The organism is Mucilaginibacter sp. HD30 (genome assembly GCF_054061755.1).
Genome location: NZ_JBSSEO010000001.1, coordinates 1,359,866 through 1,375,561 on the forward strand (window position 1 = coordinate 1,359,866; position 15,696 = coordinate 1,375,561).

The 15,696-nt window shown below is 39.6% G+C and carries 13 protein-coding genes; 5 read left to right on the plus strand and 8 right to left on the minus strand.

Annotation, left to right across the window (positions count from 1 at the left end; all coding sequences use genetic code 11):
- Positions 1-34: 34 nt before the first annotated feature.
- The gene (locus ACVW2L_RS06660) at positions 35-544 is read left to right on the plus strand and encodes a lipocalin family protein (RefSeq protein WP_457127182.1); all 510 of its coding nucleotides are present in this window, start codon (positions 35-37) and stop codon (positions 542-544) included.
- 303 nt (positions 545-847) lie between these two features.
- Here the strand turns inward: ACVW2L_RS06660 and ACVW2L_RS06665 are convergent, their stop codons facing one another.
- Positions 848-2,041, minus strand: coding sequence for a pyridoxal phosphate-dependent aminotransferase (locus ACVW2L_RS06665; RefSeq protein WP_457127183.1), 1,194 nt, complete (start codon positions 2,039-2,041; stop codon positions 848-850).
- Positions 2,042-2,206: 165 nt separating this feature from the next.
- On the opposite strand from ACVW2L_RS06665, the gene ACVW2L_RS06670 reads away from it, so the two are divergent.
- From ACVW2L_RS06670 to ACVW2L_RS06685, 4 genes are all read left to right on the plus strand, one after another.
- The gene (locus ACVW2L_RS06670; RefSeq protein ID WP_457127184.1) at positions 2,207-3,181 is read left to right on the plus strand and encodes a cation diffusion facilitator family transporter; all 975 of its coding nucleotides are present in this window, start codon (positions 2,207-2,209) and stop codon (positions 3,179-3,181) included.
- Positions 3,171-3,629 carry an NUDIX hydrolase gene (locus ACVW2L_RS06675; RefSeq protein WP_457127185.1) on the plus strand — a complete coding sequence of 153 codons (459 nt, stop codon included), beginning with the start codon at positions 3,171-3,173 and terminating at the stop codon, positions 3,627-3,629. The genes ACVW2L_RS06670 and ACVW2L_RS06675 overlap by 11 nt, the downstream gene beginning before the upstream one ends.
- The gene (gene bioA / locus ACVW2L_RS06680; protein WP_457127186.1) at positions 3,616-4,887 is read left to right on the plus strand and encodes an adenosylmethionine--8-amino-7-oxononanoate transaminase; all 1,272 of its coding nucleotides are present in this window, start codon (positions 3,616-3,618) and stop codon (positions 4,885-4,887) included. Before ACVW2L_RS06675 ends, bioA begins: the two co-directional genes overlap by 14 nt.
- A gap of 72 nt (positions 4,888-4,959) precedes the next feature.
- Positions 4,960-5,574 carry a hypothetical protein gene (locus ACVW2L_RS06685; RefSeq protein WP_457127187.1) on the plus strand — a complete coding sequence of 205 codons (615 nt, stop codon included), beginning with the start codon at positions 4,960-4,962 and terminating at the stop codon, positions 5,572-5,574.
- 73 nt (positions 5,575-5,647) lie between these two features.
- On the opposite strand, the gene ACVW2L_RS06690 is transcribed toward ACVW2L_RS06685, so the two are convergent.
- From ACVW2L_RS06690 to ACVW2L_RS06720, 7 genes are all read right to left on the minus strand, one after another.
- Positions 5,648-7,417: an LTA synthase family protein gene (locus tag ACVW2L_RS06690; RefSeq protein ID WP_457127188.1), complete on the minus strand. Its 1,770-nt coding sequence runs from the start codon at positions 7,415-7,417 to the stop codon at positions 5,648-5,650.
- A gap of 228 nt (positions 7,418-7,645) precedes the next feature.
- A complete protein-coding gene (locus ACVW2L_RS06695) occupies positions 7,646-9,748 on the minus strand; it encodes a ComEC/Rec2 family competence protein (RefSeq protein WP_457127189.1) in 2,103 nt (700 codons plus the stop codon).
- An 80-nt stretch (positions 9,749-9,828) separates the two neighbouring features.
- Positions 9,829-11,223 (minus strand): arginine decarboxylase, encoded by a 1,395-nt coding sequence (locus ACVW2L_RS06700; RefSeq protein WP_457127190.1) that lies wholly within the window; start codon positions 11,221-11,223, stop codon positions 9,829-9,831.
- 357 nt (positions 11,224-11,580) lie between these two features.
- Positions 11,581-11,973 carry a tRNA (N6-threonylcarbamoyladenosine(37)-N6)-methyltransferase TrmO gene (tsaA, locus tag ACVW2L_RS06705; protein ID WP_457127191.1) on the minus strand — a complete coding sequence of 131 codons (393 nt, stop codon included), beginning with the start codon at positions 11,971-11,973 and terminating at the stop codon, positions 11,581-11,583.
- Positions 11,974-12,054: 81 nt separating this feature from the next.
- Positions 12,055-12,852 (minus strand): hypothetical protein, encoded by a 798-nt coding sequence (locus ACVW2L_RS06710; protein ID WP_457127192.1) that lies wholly within the window; start codon positions 12,850-12,852, stop codon positions 12,055-12,057.
- Between the two features lie 310 nt (positions 12,853-13,162).
- Positions 13,163-14,080: a citrulline utilization hydrolase CtlX gene (gene ctlX / locus ACVW2L_RS06715; protein ID WP_457127193.1), complete on the minus strand. Its 918-nt coding sequence runs from the start codon at positions 14,078-14,080 to the stop codon at positions 13,163-13,165.
- 74 nt (positions 14,081-14,154) lie between these two features.
- A complete protein-coding gene (locus ACVW2L_RS06720; protein WP_457127194.1) occupies positions 14,155-15,600 on the minus strand; it encodes an arginine deiminase family protein in 1,446 nt (481 codons plus the stop codon).
- Positions 15,601-15,696: the final 96 nt, after the last annotated feature.

The window sequence follows — 15,696 nt, forward strand, 5'->3', positions numbered from 1 at the left end:
ATTTTTGTTAAACATCTATACCTCGTCTGCCCTTATGAAAGAAATTCGTTATTTGCTTTTACCGTGTTTTATTGTTTTAGCCGCAGCAGCCTGCAAAAAGGAGCCTGAGGTAAAAATATCTTCAAAAAATGCGGCTTTAATAGTTGGAAAATGGGTAGTTAATCAACGACATACGCTGGTATACAGTTTAGATGACAATACGCTAATAAAAGACACAACTATAAAATATGATGCCGCCAATAACGTTAACTGGTGGTTTGAAATATATAACACCAACGGAAATGCTTATGTTACCGGTAAGCCTTACAAACAGAACGAAGTATTGAAGGCTGATACAACCTCTTTTTTAAAATACACCATAAATGGTTCTAACATAATATTAAAACCAAATGGGGGTGGAAGCGAAACAAAAACAATTCTGAATTTAACGGGAACAGACATGACTTTTGAAGGTGTTTATAATGCTTTGCCTCGACTGGCCTGGGGGCTGGATCTCCGCACAGAATATCATTTCGTAGAACAGACTTTCTATGCTAAACAATAGGCACATTTATTGCGCATAAAAAAAGCCTTGATTTTCGTCAAAGCTTTTTTTATGGTTGGTAATAAGGTTTAGGTAAATTACATTTTAAAAATAAAGCTTACAATTCAACCCAACAAATAATAGTACCGACTATTTTACAAAACTGACGAATAAGTCAGTTTTTGAGGTTAAAAACATTACAAACGACATTTTGTAGGTAAGTTATCTTACAAAACAACATTTGGTCAAGCGGGTATACTATAACATAAAAAAAGCCTTCCCTAAAATCGGGAAGGCTTTTTTATAATGAAAGATCGGTGTTTATTATTTTAAGTTACCTAAAGCAACTTTAATACGATTCATCGCATCAATCAGTTTTTCTTCAGACGCGGCATAAGATATGCGTATAGACTTTTTATCGCCAAATGAATCACCGCCTACGGTTGATACATGTGCTTCTTCTAAAAGGTAAATGCTTAATTCGTCTGCATCATTAATTGTTCTGCCATTATAGCTCTTGCCAAAGAAAGATGTAACATTTGGAAAGAAATAAAATGCTCCACCCGGGAGATTTACTTTAATACCCGGAATAGCACTCAACATCTCATAAACAATACCACGGCGCTTTTGGAAAGCTTCGCGCATTTCTAATACAGTTTCTAAACCACCTTCGTACGCGGCAAGACCGGCTCGCTGCGTGATCGATGATGTGCCTGATGTAACCTGGCCCTGTAATTTATCAATAGCTGCAGCAATTTCTTTGTTTGAAGCTGTGTAGCCTAAACGCCAGCCTGTCATGGCAAAGCCTTTTGACCAACCATTTATTATAATAACACGGTCTTTAATGCTGTCAAATTGTGCTATTGATTCGTGTTTACCTAAGAAATTGATATGCTCGTAGATCTCATCGGCCATAATATAAACATCAGGGTATTTTTCAAATACCTTAGCCAAGCCTTCTAATTCATCCTTAGTGTAAACACTGCCTGTAGGGTTACAAGGCGATGAAAACATAAACAATTTGGTTTTTGGCGTTATAGCAGCTTCCAGTTGCTCCGGCGTAATTTTAAAATCAGTTTCAACTGTAGAATCTATAAAAACACTTACACCTTCGGCTAACTTAACCAGCTCTGAGTAAGATACCCAATAAGGAGTAGGGATGATCACCTCTTCGCCTGGGTTAACCAAAACTAATAAGGTATTAGCAATAGATTGCTTTGCACCGGTTGATACAACTATCTGGCTGAAATCATAATCCAAACCGTTCTCGTTCTTTAGCTTGGCGGCAACAGCCTTACGCAGTTCAGGGTAGCCAGACACAGGAGTATAATAGGTGAAATTATTATCCATGGCCTTCTTGGCGGCATCCTTAACATGCTGTGGAGTGTTAAAATCCGGCTCTCCAAAGCTAAGATTGATCACATCAACGCCTTTTGCGGCAAGTTCACGGCCCATTTTGGCCATTTTGATAGTTGCTGATTCCGACAGGTTGTTTATCCTGTTACTTAGTGCACTCATTTTTGTGTTTTAGATGGTTATCGGGCGCAAATATAGAAATTCTATACTAAACAGGTAGACTAAAGTTTAAGTGTTTTATTATAAAGATTTGCCTGTTAAACAGAAATAACATTTTTACGTAAATGCCGTTTGGAGTTTCTAACTTTGGCGTTTAATAAAGCAGTTTTGTATCAACAAAAACGAATCATATTAATCTCTCTTGTAACAGGCGCCATACTCATGATGGCCAAGTTTGGGGCCTATTTTTTAACCTCATCAACTTTTATTTTAACTGATGCTGCAGAAAGTGTGGTAAATGTTATAGCCAGTTCCTTCGCTTTTTTCAGCATTTATCTTTCGGCGCAGCCTCGTGACGAAAATCATCCTTACGGCCACGGAAAGGTAGAGTTCTTCTCTGTTTTTGTAGAAGGGGCCCTTATTCTGTTAGCAGGCATATTAATAATAATAAAAGCTGCCTATGGCATATTTTATTCGCATGCGGTGAGTAACCTGTTAACAGGCGCTGTTATAATCGGCATTACGGGCGTTATAAACGGAGCGTTAGGCTACTACATGGTTAACAAAGGAAAGGCTCTTGCATCAATAACGCTTGAGGCCGACGGCAAACATTTGATAACCGACATGGTAACAAGCGGCGCATTGGTTGTAGGTTTGTTGTTGATAAATTTTACGGGAATTTTGTTGTTAGATAGCATATTATCTATCCTGGTAGGGTTTTACATAGTGTTTACTGGTTATAAGCTTGTTAGAAAGTCTGTTGGAGGGTTAATGGACGAAGCCGATTTTGATGTAGTAAACAAGGTGATCAAAATATTAAATGACCAACGCCGGCCCGAGTGGATAGACATACACAATTTTAGGGCACAGCAATACGGCAACGAACTGCATATTGACTGCCACTTAACTTTACCGAACTACTTCGACCTCAACAAAGTACATGAGGAGGTGTCGCTGGTAGATAAAATGATAAATAACGACGTTACTAAAACAGAACTCTTTATTCATACCGACCCATGCCTGCCCGATTGCTGCCACTATTGCAGCATGCCTAATTGCCCCATAAGGTTTGAGCCAAAACGAGAAGACATTGTGTGGACGCCTGACAGGGTGATACGCAACAAAAAACACTTTGAAGAATAATATGCATCATAGTATTCGTGTATACGGTTTGCTTATTAATACTGACAATGAAATATTGATCAGCGATGAAAAAGAATATGGCATGCTGTTTTCCAAATTCCCGGGTGGGGGATTGGAATACGGCGAAGGTACTATTGATGGCCTGAAGCGTGAGTTTATGGAGGAATGCAATGCTGAAGTAGCGGTTTTAAGCCATTTTTATACGACAGATTTCTTCATAAAATCGGCATTCAGCGACGCACAGATTGTTAGTATTTATTACATTATAAAAAACACTGCACCGCTACAGCCTAATTTTAAAAAAGCGCCTTTTGATTTTGACGAGAAAGGTGAGGTTTTGCAAGCCTTTCGCTGGATAAAAATCAGCGATTTAAAAGTAGAAGATGTTACCTTTCCGATAGACCAGCATGTGGTCAAATTATTGAAAAAACAATATGGGATTAGTTGAGAGAGATTTAAAAGTAATATGGCATCCGTACACCCAAATGAAAACGGCTTTGCCGCCTATACCCATAGTTAGGGGCGAGGGTGTTTATCTGTTTGCAGAAGACGGCGCCCGGTATATTGACGCTGTATCTTCTTGGTGGACAAATATTCACGGCCACGCTCATCCACACATTGCGCAGAAAGTAGCCGAGCAGCTAAAGCAATTGGAGCATATTATATTCGCCGGCTTTACACATCCAACAGCCGTTGAATTGGCTGAACGATTATTAGCAATTCTACCTGATAACCAGCAAAAGGTGTTTTATTCTGATAACGGGTCTACTGCGGTAGAAGTGGCCATTAAAATGTGCCTTCAATACTGGCATAATACAGGGCAAAAACGAACTAAGTTACTTGCTTTTAAAAATGCCTACCATGGCGACACATTTGGTGCCATGGCCGTAAGCGGACGAAGTGCTTTTACAGCTGCTTTTGATTCTTTGTTATTTGAAGTGGAGTTTATTGATCTGCCCAATAACGAAAACATACAAGATCTCAAATCTCAAATCTCACGTCTCAAATCTCAATTAGCTTGTTTCATTTTTGAGCCCTTGGTACAGGGCTCTGCGGGAATGATCATGTACGAAGCTCAATATCTTAATGAGCTAATGGTACATTGCAGGGAAGAAGGCGTTTTGACTATTGATGATGAGGTTTTCACGGGTTTTGGTCGCACGGGCATGCCCTTCGCTTGTAATCATGTTACTGAAAAGCCAGACATTATGTGTTTTTCCAAAGGACTTACGGGCGGAACCATGGCGCTTGGTGTTACTACATGTACACAGCAAATTTTTGATGCTTTTTTGAGTGATGATAAACTTAAAACATTATTTCATGGCCACTCATTTACAGCCAACCCCATAGCTTGTTCATCAGCTTTGGCAAGTATGGATCTTTTTTTGGAAGAAGCTACAAGCGATAATATAAAAAGAATAGCAGAGCAGCATTCAGCGTTTGCTGAACGGATAAAGCATCACCCGAAACTTAAAGATGTGCGCCAAACAGGAACGATACTGGCCCTGGAATGGAAAACAGGAAGTAACACATCCTACTTTAGTTCGCTGCGCGATGTTTTGTATAATTACTTTTTAGAAGCCGGTATAATTTTACGTCCATTAGGTAACGTTATTTATATTTTACCTCCGTATTGCATTAGCAATACCGACTTGGAGTACATTTACAGCAAAATTGAACAGGCACTATTAGAGATTGGTGATTAGTTGATCAGCAATTGCTACCTAAGGCAAATGATCTGTGATTACAATACCGTTTCAATTATAAGAACAATGACTATGAACTTAGCTACTATACTACCTAAAATAATATCTAATAATCAATTACATGCCCGCTGGTTAAATACATTATCATTAATGGAAAATACCGGAGCGCGCAAAATATCAGCCAGCGAGGACCCGGTTACTGTTACTTATATAATTTTAAAACACGCGGCAGAAGAACACCGTCACGCCTTCTATCTTAAAAAACAGATAGAAAAAGCCGGTAAAGAGCTTTGCCCAACCTATGCAGATGAATACCTGGTAGCGCCGGCTTACAGCAAATATTACTTAAATGTGCTTGATGTAGAAGTGTCGCGTTATTTGAAGAAAGATTTGGGTCTTTCTGGAAAAGAGCTGCGTTTTGCAGCGTATCTCTTAGTAACCTATGCTATTGAAGTACGCGCAGATGGGCTGTATCCTGTGTACCAAGAAGCGTTAGATAATGCAGGCAGCAAGGTAAACGTTAAGTCGATAATACTGGAAGAAGAAGGACATTTAGAGGAAATGATAGCACAACTGCACAAGTTCTCGCCTGATTGGCAGCGCTATGCAGACAATGCTGTCGAGTTAGAGACGCGTCTGTTTAATGATTGGGTAATAGCGTTGGGAAGAGAAGTGGACCTTGAGTAAAGGATTTTTTGATTTATGGATTTTAATATTTTTTTAAAACAAGTCAATCCATAAATCACGTTAATCACGGTCATTAATAAGCTAAATACTCGGTATAGATCTGCTGCATAAAAGCTTTCCCATTATTCAGTGCTTCTTCCGTTAGTTTAACAGCAGCAGTAGCGTTTTTCCGGTAAATAATTCTTTTCCCCTGACTATCATACGCAACGGCTTGCTGCGGCATCATAAATCCAAAGCCATTATCCCAATCATAAAAAGCAAACTCTTTGCTGTGTGGATTAAGCAGATTTTTTGACCACTCAAAATCTTTATGCGGTAATTCTAATTGAGCGAGCAGAGTTGCAGCCAGATCAGTTTGGTTACCTAACTTTGTTACCCTTTGGCCTTTATACTCAGGCTTTATCACGTCGCCATAAAACAGCAAGGGAATATGGTACTTGCCCGGACTATACGCCCACGAAGTGCTGCGCGGCAAACGGTGCCCATGATCGGCTACTACAACAAATAGGGTGTTTTTGTACCAGGGCTGTTTTTTAGCATCTTCAAAATATGCATTTAGGCACGAATCTGTGAACCAGGCAGTGCTTTTAAACATTTCTGCCACATCCTTACCTTTAAAATGAGGTGCAGTTGGTAACACAAAGGGCTCGTGACTTGTAAGGGTTTGTACAAGGGCGAAGAAAGGTTGTGTATGCTTACCTAATTCAACGATGTTTTTTTGAAAAAGCACATTGTCATGAGCTCCCCAGACAGAACCGATCTGATCAGCCGGAATATGCGACTTATCAAATATCATGTCGATCTTATGATCATACATGTAGGTATCAAAGTTCATGTAATTGCTATGCCCGCCATAAAAGTAGGAGGTATAGTAACCGTTATTTTTAAACGCTGTTATAAGCGATGGCAGCTTGCGTTGCTTAAGTGTATCCACAATAATAGTACGTATAGCCTGAGACGGAAATGCACTTAAAATAGCAATAACACCCTTATCTGTACGGTCGCCTGCTGCGTAAATATTGTTAAACAATACACCTTCTTTGGCCAGCTTTTCAAAATTCGGCGCTACACCTTTGTCACCGCCTAACGACTCGATCAGATCAGCTGTAAAACTTTCCAGCTGAATGATAACTACGTTAGGTCTTTTTGTTGTTAGTATGCTTACAGTACTATCCTTTTCGACTTTAAAAGCGTCCTCAACTGTTTTTTTCGCTTGTGCGGCAGGCATAAACAAGTAAGGATTATAAGGATGCCGCAGATTCTCAAAAATATTGTTGGCCAGGTTCCATTCTGTATTTTGAGCGGATATATCAAGTAACTGATTGTCTGAGAAATAGCCTGCACTTTGGTTAATGGGATCAGGTAACAATGTGCCCCGCAGAATGATAAAATTAATTCCGAACAGCAAAAGGGAATAAAGTATCTTCTTACCTATAGTTACAGCAGGGCGTTTAATGCGATAATCAAGAATGAAATAGGATAACACAAATCCAAGTGTCAGCAAAATTACACCAATAGTAACGTGTAATGCAATAGGTGCGGACGATGTTGATGAAAATGACTCTTTGGGTGAATTATACAAGGTTTCAAACGCCCTAAAATTTACTTTGGCGCCCCATTCGGTAAATATCCCCAGATCAATAATTGCTATAAAGCTTATAAAAAACACACAAACCCAAGTGTATGCACGCAACCAGACTGGCTTTAAAGGCTTGCCGTCAATAAACCACTCAGCAATAAATACCAATAAAGGGATTGTAGCAATGTAGGCAGTAGCCGAGGAGTCCATACGGATGCCGTATAAGAACGTTTTGATAATATCGGTAGCAGATACACCGTGCATATGCCCGTAAAAATAAATCTCGAACGTAGCGCGAGTAATGGCAAAAAAAAGCAGCCAAAAAAGGAAGAACCGTATAAAGCTAAAAAAAAGACTTCTCAACATCGGATGGCAAAAATACTCTATTTTAGTCTGACGTTAAAAAACCTTTACTAAAAATATTGACGATTACTTGTTACGGGGGTGAATTTACATGTGACTAAACAAAGTCCTTCCGTATGACCTTGTGATTTAATCGGAGCTGAGATTAAGGGCCCTATTGTGCTTAAGTAAATAATACTTATTGCTGCTTTTCAATAATTGCTTTTTAAGGGAATCAATGTACCTGTCGCTATTGTCTGAACTAACAACTAACAGTTGGCTGTTAAAGATTTGGTTAACCTTTGCAATAGAAATAGGGGGAGTATGGGTTATAAAAACGTAATCGGCTTTAAGTGGGTGTAATGGTTTCAGGTTTTGAGAAGAACTATCAAGCAAGGCGGTGATTTTATTTTGAAACCTTATAAGATTTCCACTTTTCTTTAACTGCGGTAGATCAATATTTTCGGCGAAGCCATAAACGTTTACACTTTCAACCTTAGCGCTATCCAGACCGGGTTGAATGGAATAATGGTAGTTTTTATCGGTCGAATTCAAGTCCGATAAAACGACAGCTTGTGTTCCGTTTATGAAAACTATTGCACGTTGCTTTTTTAGGTTAAGAAAGGTTATAGAACTATCGGTTTGGGAATCAATTTTTTTCCATGCAACGCTTATCATAACAACAAACAATAACACCAAACTTAAATTAAGCAACCGTTTATTGTGGTTATAAAGGAAATAGAACAGGAGAATAATCGCGCAATAAATCAGCAAATAATCAATCTTGCTGATCCATAACTTATTAATATTGGCATAAGGTAGGTGCTTAATAAAACTCAAACCTTCGTTCATTACAATAACGCTTTTTTCGAGCAGGTACACTAGCGCATCAGAAATCACCGGAATCCATGAGAACAATAGGAATGCCAGTCCAATATACATAATGGCTAAAACCGGTAACAAAATAAACAGGTTACTCAACAAAAAATAAAGTGGGAACTGATGAAAGTAGTAAACACTTAGTGGAAACGTAATAATCTGCGCTGCTATAGAAACTGTGCATAACGACCATAACTTATCTAACCATTTATGCTCAAATTGATGGGTTTTATATAATACCGGCTGAAAAACGATCAAACCACCAACTGCCAGGTAGGAGAGCTGAAAGCCAACATCTGTTATATAATATGGGTTATAAAGTAATAAAGCAAACGCCGACACAGCAAGCAGATTTAGCGGATTTATATACCGGTAAAAGTTATTGCCAACTATGATAAGACTTATCATTAGCGCTGCCCGGTTAACCGCAGGCGAAAAGCCCGTAAGCAGCGCGTATACCCATATTGAGGTTATTATCAGAAAGGTCTTCATAAACTTGCCATGCTCGAATTTGTTTAAAAACGACAATGCCCAGCTTAACAAGACGAACACGATAGCTACATGCGCTCCCGATACAGATAGCACATGCAAAGTGCCGGTATTCGCGTAAGCTTGCAATACATCATCGCTCAAATCGGCTTTGTAACCCAATATCATGGTGGATGCCACAGCTATGGCCGATGAATCGTGCATCCTGGTATTAAATTTAGCTACCAGCTTCTTTCTTAATTGCAAAGAATAAGCGATGATTGGATTGCCCGTGTTGCGTTCTATCACTGCGTATTGTCGAGTATAAAGAAATACCTGATGGTAAATATTCTGGTGGGCCAGATACTGCTTGTAATTAAATTCAGCAGGGTTAAAGGGAGGGTCAACGGTATTATACCTTGCCGGAATCAATAGCACATCGCCATAATTCAGGTAAAAGGCCGCGCTGTCCTTAATATTAACTAACAGTTGCCCTAATACAGTCGAATGCTTACCGAATTCTATACCCCCGTTTACGGTAGCAGCGAACCGAACCGATCCGTTCTTAACAACAGGTTCTGTAGCAACCTTTATTGCAAGGTATTGCGATTTATGTTTAGAGAAGTGATCGGCCTTGTTAAGCTCATTATGGTCGATAGCACAAACCCATCCGGCGCAGAATAATATGGCCTGTATTAGTACACCGCCAAGCCAGTTGAACTTATAGATACTGAATTGTCTATAACTGATATTCAGAACGAAAAATACCGCACCTAAACAAACAAGTAAAATAAAAGGAACATTGGTAGATGTGTAATCTGTGAGGTACAAAGCCAAACCAATCCCCACCAGAAAGGGTAGTAGCAGAATGACAAAAGGAATTTCGCCCTTGTGGTTGGCAAACATGGTTTAGTTAGTCAGTGATTAGCAATATGTTCTAAATATCTAAAACTAATCGCTAATCACCAATTAACTAATCAACTAAACTAAGTTGTATAGCCTAATATTTTAAGTACCTGCTTGCTGTTCTGCTCTTCGCCGAACACCTCAAAGTTAAATGTCTCGTCGCGGTTGCGGCGTATGATGACGTGTTTAGGTGATGGCAGTAAACAGTGATGTATACCTCCATAACCGCTTAAAACTTCCTGGTAGGCCCCTGTATTAAAAAAGCCCAAATATTGAACCTTGCGGGTTTTAGGCATAAATACACTGTTCATGTGGGCTTCCTGGTTGTAATAATCCTGACCATCGCATGTGATGCCACCTAAATTGACGCGCTCGTATTCAGAATCCCAGTTATTGATAGGTAACAGGATGTATTTTTGGTTAAGGGCCCAAACATCAGGCAGGTTGGTAATGAACGAACCATCCAGCATTAGCCAGCGCTCACGATCATTTTGTTGTTTGCGGCCTAATACCTTGTATAATATACCCGACGCTTCAGCACAGGTATACTTACCAAACTCGGTAATGATATCAGGCTCCATGGTATCATGCTCGGCGCAGATCTCTTTGATCCGCTTTACAATTTCGTTGATCATGTACTCATAATCAAAGTCAAACACCAGCGAATCTTTAAATGGCATACCACCGCCAATGTCAAGGGTATCCAAATGCGGGTTGATCTTTTTAAACTTACAATAAAGCGTAACGTATTTCTCTAACTCGTTCCAGTAATAGGGCGTATCGGATATACCCGAGTTGATAAAGAAATGCAGCAGCTTAACCTGGAAGTTTGGGTTATTCTCGATCTTGTTATAATAGAAATCGATAATGTCCTCCATGCGGACGCCCAAACGCGATGTATAAAACTGCGAGTCTGGTTGTTCTTCGGCCGCTATACGGATGCCGAGGTTGCAAGGAGTGCTCATCTCTATCTCATCATCGTACAGATTAAACTCCTCTTTGTTATCCAGCACGGGGATGATGTTTTTAAATCCATCGTGTAGCATATCAATTATATACTGCTTGTATTGGAAAGTTTTAAAGCCGTTACAGATAACGGTCATATCCTTGGTTAACACGCCTTTTTTCTCCAGCGCGTCAATCATCGGCATATCAAAAGCCGAGGATGTTTCCAGGTGGATCTCGTTCTTTAGCGCTTCCTCAACAATGTGTTTAAAGTGCGAACTTTTGGTGCAATAGCAATACTTGTAGCTGCCCCGATAGTTGTTTTTAATAATTGCCTGCTGAAACAACAGTTTAGCCTGTTGTATCTTCTTGGTAACCATGGGTAAATAAGTGAAACGTAGCGGGGTGCCGTACGTTTCTATCATTTCCATCAAGTTAAGATCATGGAAGTATAATTCATCATCGATGATCTCAAAACCTTCCTGTGGAAAGCCAACGCTCAGATCAAGAAATTCCTGGTAACTCTGCATTTATTAAAATTTGGGGCAAATGTAATTTTTAAACGTTATTAATACATTAACATTGCCGCAATATTTTTGTGGTAGCAATGTAATTATTATGATTATGGTAAATAACCAGGTGATCCAAAAAATATGCGTCTCACGAAAAAAAAGCGGATCACTTTATTATAATCAATTGATAATTAACAATTTGCATTTTTTAATTTTCCAAAAGTGAAACTACTTTTAAGTCAGTAAAATTAGCTGTAAAACATTCATAAGGTGTTAATTATCAAGTGATTGAAAAATAGTGAAATTGCACTTTTTTGGATCATTTTGGATCACTTTGGATCACCCCGTTTTGAAGTATTGCCAACCATTATCAGGTCAATCTATCACTGGTTTAATGTCTATCAATGGTGTTTGATCAAGCACTTCCAGGCCCGACACCTTTATCAAATTACCCATTACTGAAAGTACCGTCACCCTATGTAAGCCTATTGGGTTGGGCCTGTTGGGCGACCGCGTAGAAAAAACACCTATAAACGGCGTGTTTATGTTGTTACGGGGTTGAATTTTTAGCTCTGTTCTATCGGCCAGATGCATCCAGGTAAGTAATATTATCTTATCGCCCGACTGAAGGTTGCTTATGCCGTCTGTAAATTCAGACAAGATCAGCAATTCCGCTTCGACTGAACTTTCGCGTTCCTGCAAAGGGCAATCTTCTAATCTTTTTAGTAGTGATAGAACAGTGCCAATACGCGCTATTGAAGTATCCATTGATATTTGATATTGAGGCTAGGCAATCACTCTCGCGCCTTAAGTGCTTGTATAGAACATGCGCAAAAATGCGAAAGAGAATTATTTTCGTATTTCTATTTTACGGATAAGATTGTTACGAGAATCAGCAATATAGAGATTGTTGAAATTGTCTATTACAATCCCTAATGGGAAATTAAAGGTAGCTGATAACCCTGATCCGTTAATGAGAGGCGTCTTGGCATCGTTACCGGCAATGCGGGTAATAATTCCATTTTTATCCATTTTATAAATATGATGTGCCCTCGGCAATTCTTCTGACCCCGATAAAATAGTCAAACCGTATACTATAAAATAAAAATTGCCCTGAGAGTCAACAGTTACATTATTTATTACAAACAAATCCTCCATTCCGGAAGGTGGCTTAACATCAATAAATGTGTGTAGACCAGCATTGTTTACTTTTTTTATTTTACAACCCATATTAAATGACTCAACAATATAAATATTGCCGTGAAAATCAATAGTTGACTGTATATACCCAGGATAAAACGGATTTTTATCAGCCTGATAGAATAAAGATAATTTACCGGATTTTTCAAGCTTATAAATACTGCCTTTCGCAATAAAAAATATAGTGCCCGAAGCATCTACTTCGATGCTATTTAGTTGATCAAAAGCCTCTATACCCGGCGTCAGGAAACGATCATAAATGATTTCTGTTTTATTACCGGAACCATCTATTTTAAAAACTCTTCCGGAATTGGTATACAGATAATTGTCCCCGCTGGGGGAAGTTCTAAAATTGTAGTCGCTTAGCGTAGGATCGCTAATAATTGTAACAACCGCACCTGAAGGGGTTATCTTGCGAATATTAATTTTTGTATAGTTACCATCCATAACATACAAATTGCGGTCATTATCAATAGTAATTTTGCGTGGATATTGAAATGAGGCATTTGCGCCAACTCCGTCGGCAACAACACTCAAACCATTTCCGGCAAACGTACTTACAGTAACGATGTTTGTTTCGTTTTCTGATCCTGGTTCAGCACCACCTTTTTTACAGCCAGTAGTTAACAGAGCAGTAAAAAAAATACATACGAACAATATGATAAGGCGAAAGTTTAGCATAACATGAAGTAACTAGTACAAATATAAAAATAATTACATGGTATGCTTCTGTTATTTAAAGCCGATATAGAGCAACTTAAAGGACAGGCAACCACACCTCCGCCATCATACATCGCACACTGCCGCCACCGTTTTGTTCAATAGTGTTAATATCAGCAAAAACAGGTTTACTAAAGCTCGATAATACTTCCCTCTGCTCACCGTCTAATGAGTTCCAAGCCGCTTGCGACATTACTATTAAACTTTCGGTCTTATCATTGAACACCTCCAGCATGTTACCTGCAAACCGGTTCATTTGCTCAAGACTTATAGCGATAATTTCCTTTTCGGTAGATGAAATGGAATCAATAACGGCTTCCATTTCGTCATCGTCTGCAATGGCTTCAAGGCATATCACCACATATTTGGCGGCAATGGCCATTACAACGTTGGTATGGTATATCGCTTTGCCATTTTGATCCACTGCATTAAAAAGCATGGGCTTATACCCTGCATGTTCACAAAAAGCATTTAACACATCAGCATCTGTACGCGGTGAAAGGCATGCATAGGCTATCTTGTTTTCACGATCTAATACCATACTTCCCGTCCCTTCCAGAAACTGCCCCTGCTTTTCAAAACGACTTAGATCTATCACATGGCCTACCTTAAATTTTTCTTCCAGCTGACGGATAATATCTTCGCGCCGTTCCAACCGGCGGTTTTCGGCCTGCATCGGGTATAAAAAAACGTCGCCATTTTCATGGAACGACACCCAGTTATTCGGAAAAATGGAATCGGGTGTATGTGGCTCGGGTGTATCTTCAATAACTGTTACATCAACGCTGTTTTCTCTCAGAACCTGTACAAATGCATCAAACTCGGCCAGGGCTTTTTCCTGCACAAGCTGTTGATCTGCATCCTGATTTTGAAAAGCATTACTCTCCGCCGTTTGTTCGTTAAACCCGAAACTTACCGGGCGGATCATTAATATAGTTCTTGGTTCTTGGTTCATAGTTCTTGGTCATGGTTCTTGGTTAATAGTTGTTGGTCAAAAAACATATTTGGCTATGATCCCTGACCCATCAACTATGAACTGAGCGCGTCGCGCTCAAGAGGCATACTCATACAATGGAAACCACCACGCGCTCTTGAAAGCTCTGCCGAAGGCATCAATATCAGCGTATCCTTCATTTCCTGCGCATCAATTTCATTGTTTTCCAGTTTTTTTAGCAGCTCTTTTACATTAATAACTTTAAAGCCGTTTTGTTTAAACGCGCCTATGGTTTTGTCATTTCTGTCATACCCTAAAACCACCCCTTCACGCAGGGCCAGCAGGTTACAGCTATCCGTCCATTGTTCGCGGGCGTCAAACGGAAATTCATCATTACCTGAATAAATGAAGCGGGTAGGTTCTGTGCATCCCAGATCTTTTTTGCTGATATTATCCAATAAGGCCTCCAGCGTGGCGAAGCTCTTGGGTTTTTTATCCTGTCTAAACTGTACTATTTCTGTTTTGTCTTTGTTTTTCTTGTCGCTAAACCATCCTACTGCATCGTTTTGTAAAGGTTCAATCTCGGTGCCGCTTAATGATCTTAGCAATACCCATACATTACGTTTTACCTGCGTAACTACCGTATCCAAATGCATATAGTCGCGCTTATGCGGTATTTTTACGATGGTTATTTTTTTCACCACATCCTTTTCAAACAGCAACTTAATGGCCTCGTTGGCGCCACTAATAGAGGTGCGTTCGCTACAGCCAATAATTAAGTGCCCCTCGCTAACCATCATCAGGTCGCCGCCCTCAATGGTGGTTTTTTCTTCGCTGGCCTCGCCCGGGCGTAAAAAGTGCTGTTTGGTTTCGCTTATCTCAATTATCTTATCGTGGTAAGCCGCAAACATCGGGTGATTAAAAAATATGTATCGCATCAACAAAGTCTCGCGCGAACGGGCCTTTTTAGCGGGTCGGTTCAACAAAATATGATCGTTAATAACCACGCCTAAATCACGCGAAAAGATCAGATTGGGGATAGGAGCGAAAATCATTTCGGCAGCGTTTAATGATCCTGAAATAAAGATCTTAGCCAGCTCCAAAGGTGTAGTGTCTATCAATTTTTGCTGCATAACATAGGTGCAGCCCTCAATGGCACAAACCGATGCTACCAGTTTATTGCGGATCTCGTCCTGTTGTAAGATATCAGCAAGCAGGGCTTGTATTTCAATTACTTTATCAGATGAGTAAAAGTCTGTATTGTCAGGCTTAAAAAAATTACGGTCATTTTCCTTCGCGTCTATATGTTTTAGTTTCCCCTTTATCTTATCCGGATCAAGAAAGTACAGCAATAGTTTAATGTAATAATCGTATTCGTCTTTGCGCATGCTGTCCAGGTGCACAATGTCTTCAAAAAGCCAATCCTGTGCTTTTGAGGGGACTACGCGGCCCAGGCCGCTATCGGGACTGTGGATCAATAAGGAACGCAAGGTGCCTATTTCAGAGCCTACGTTTATGATAATATCAGATTGTTGTGTCATATTTAATAGACAAAGCTATCTTATTTTATGTAACTGTAAACAGCTTAAGGGGCTGATGAATATTACTTAATATTTGCTTAACGCAAATTTTATAAT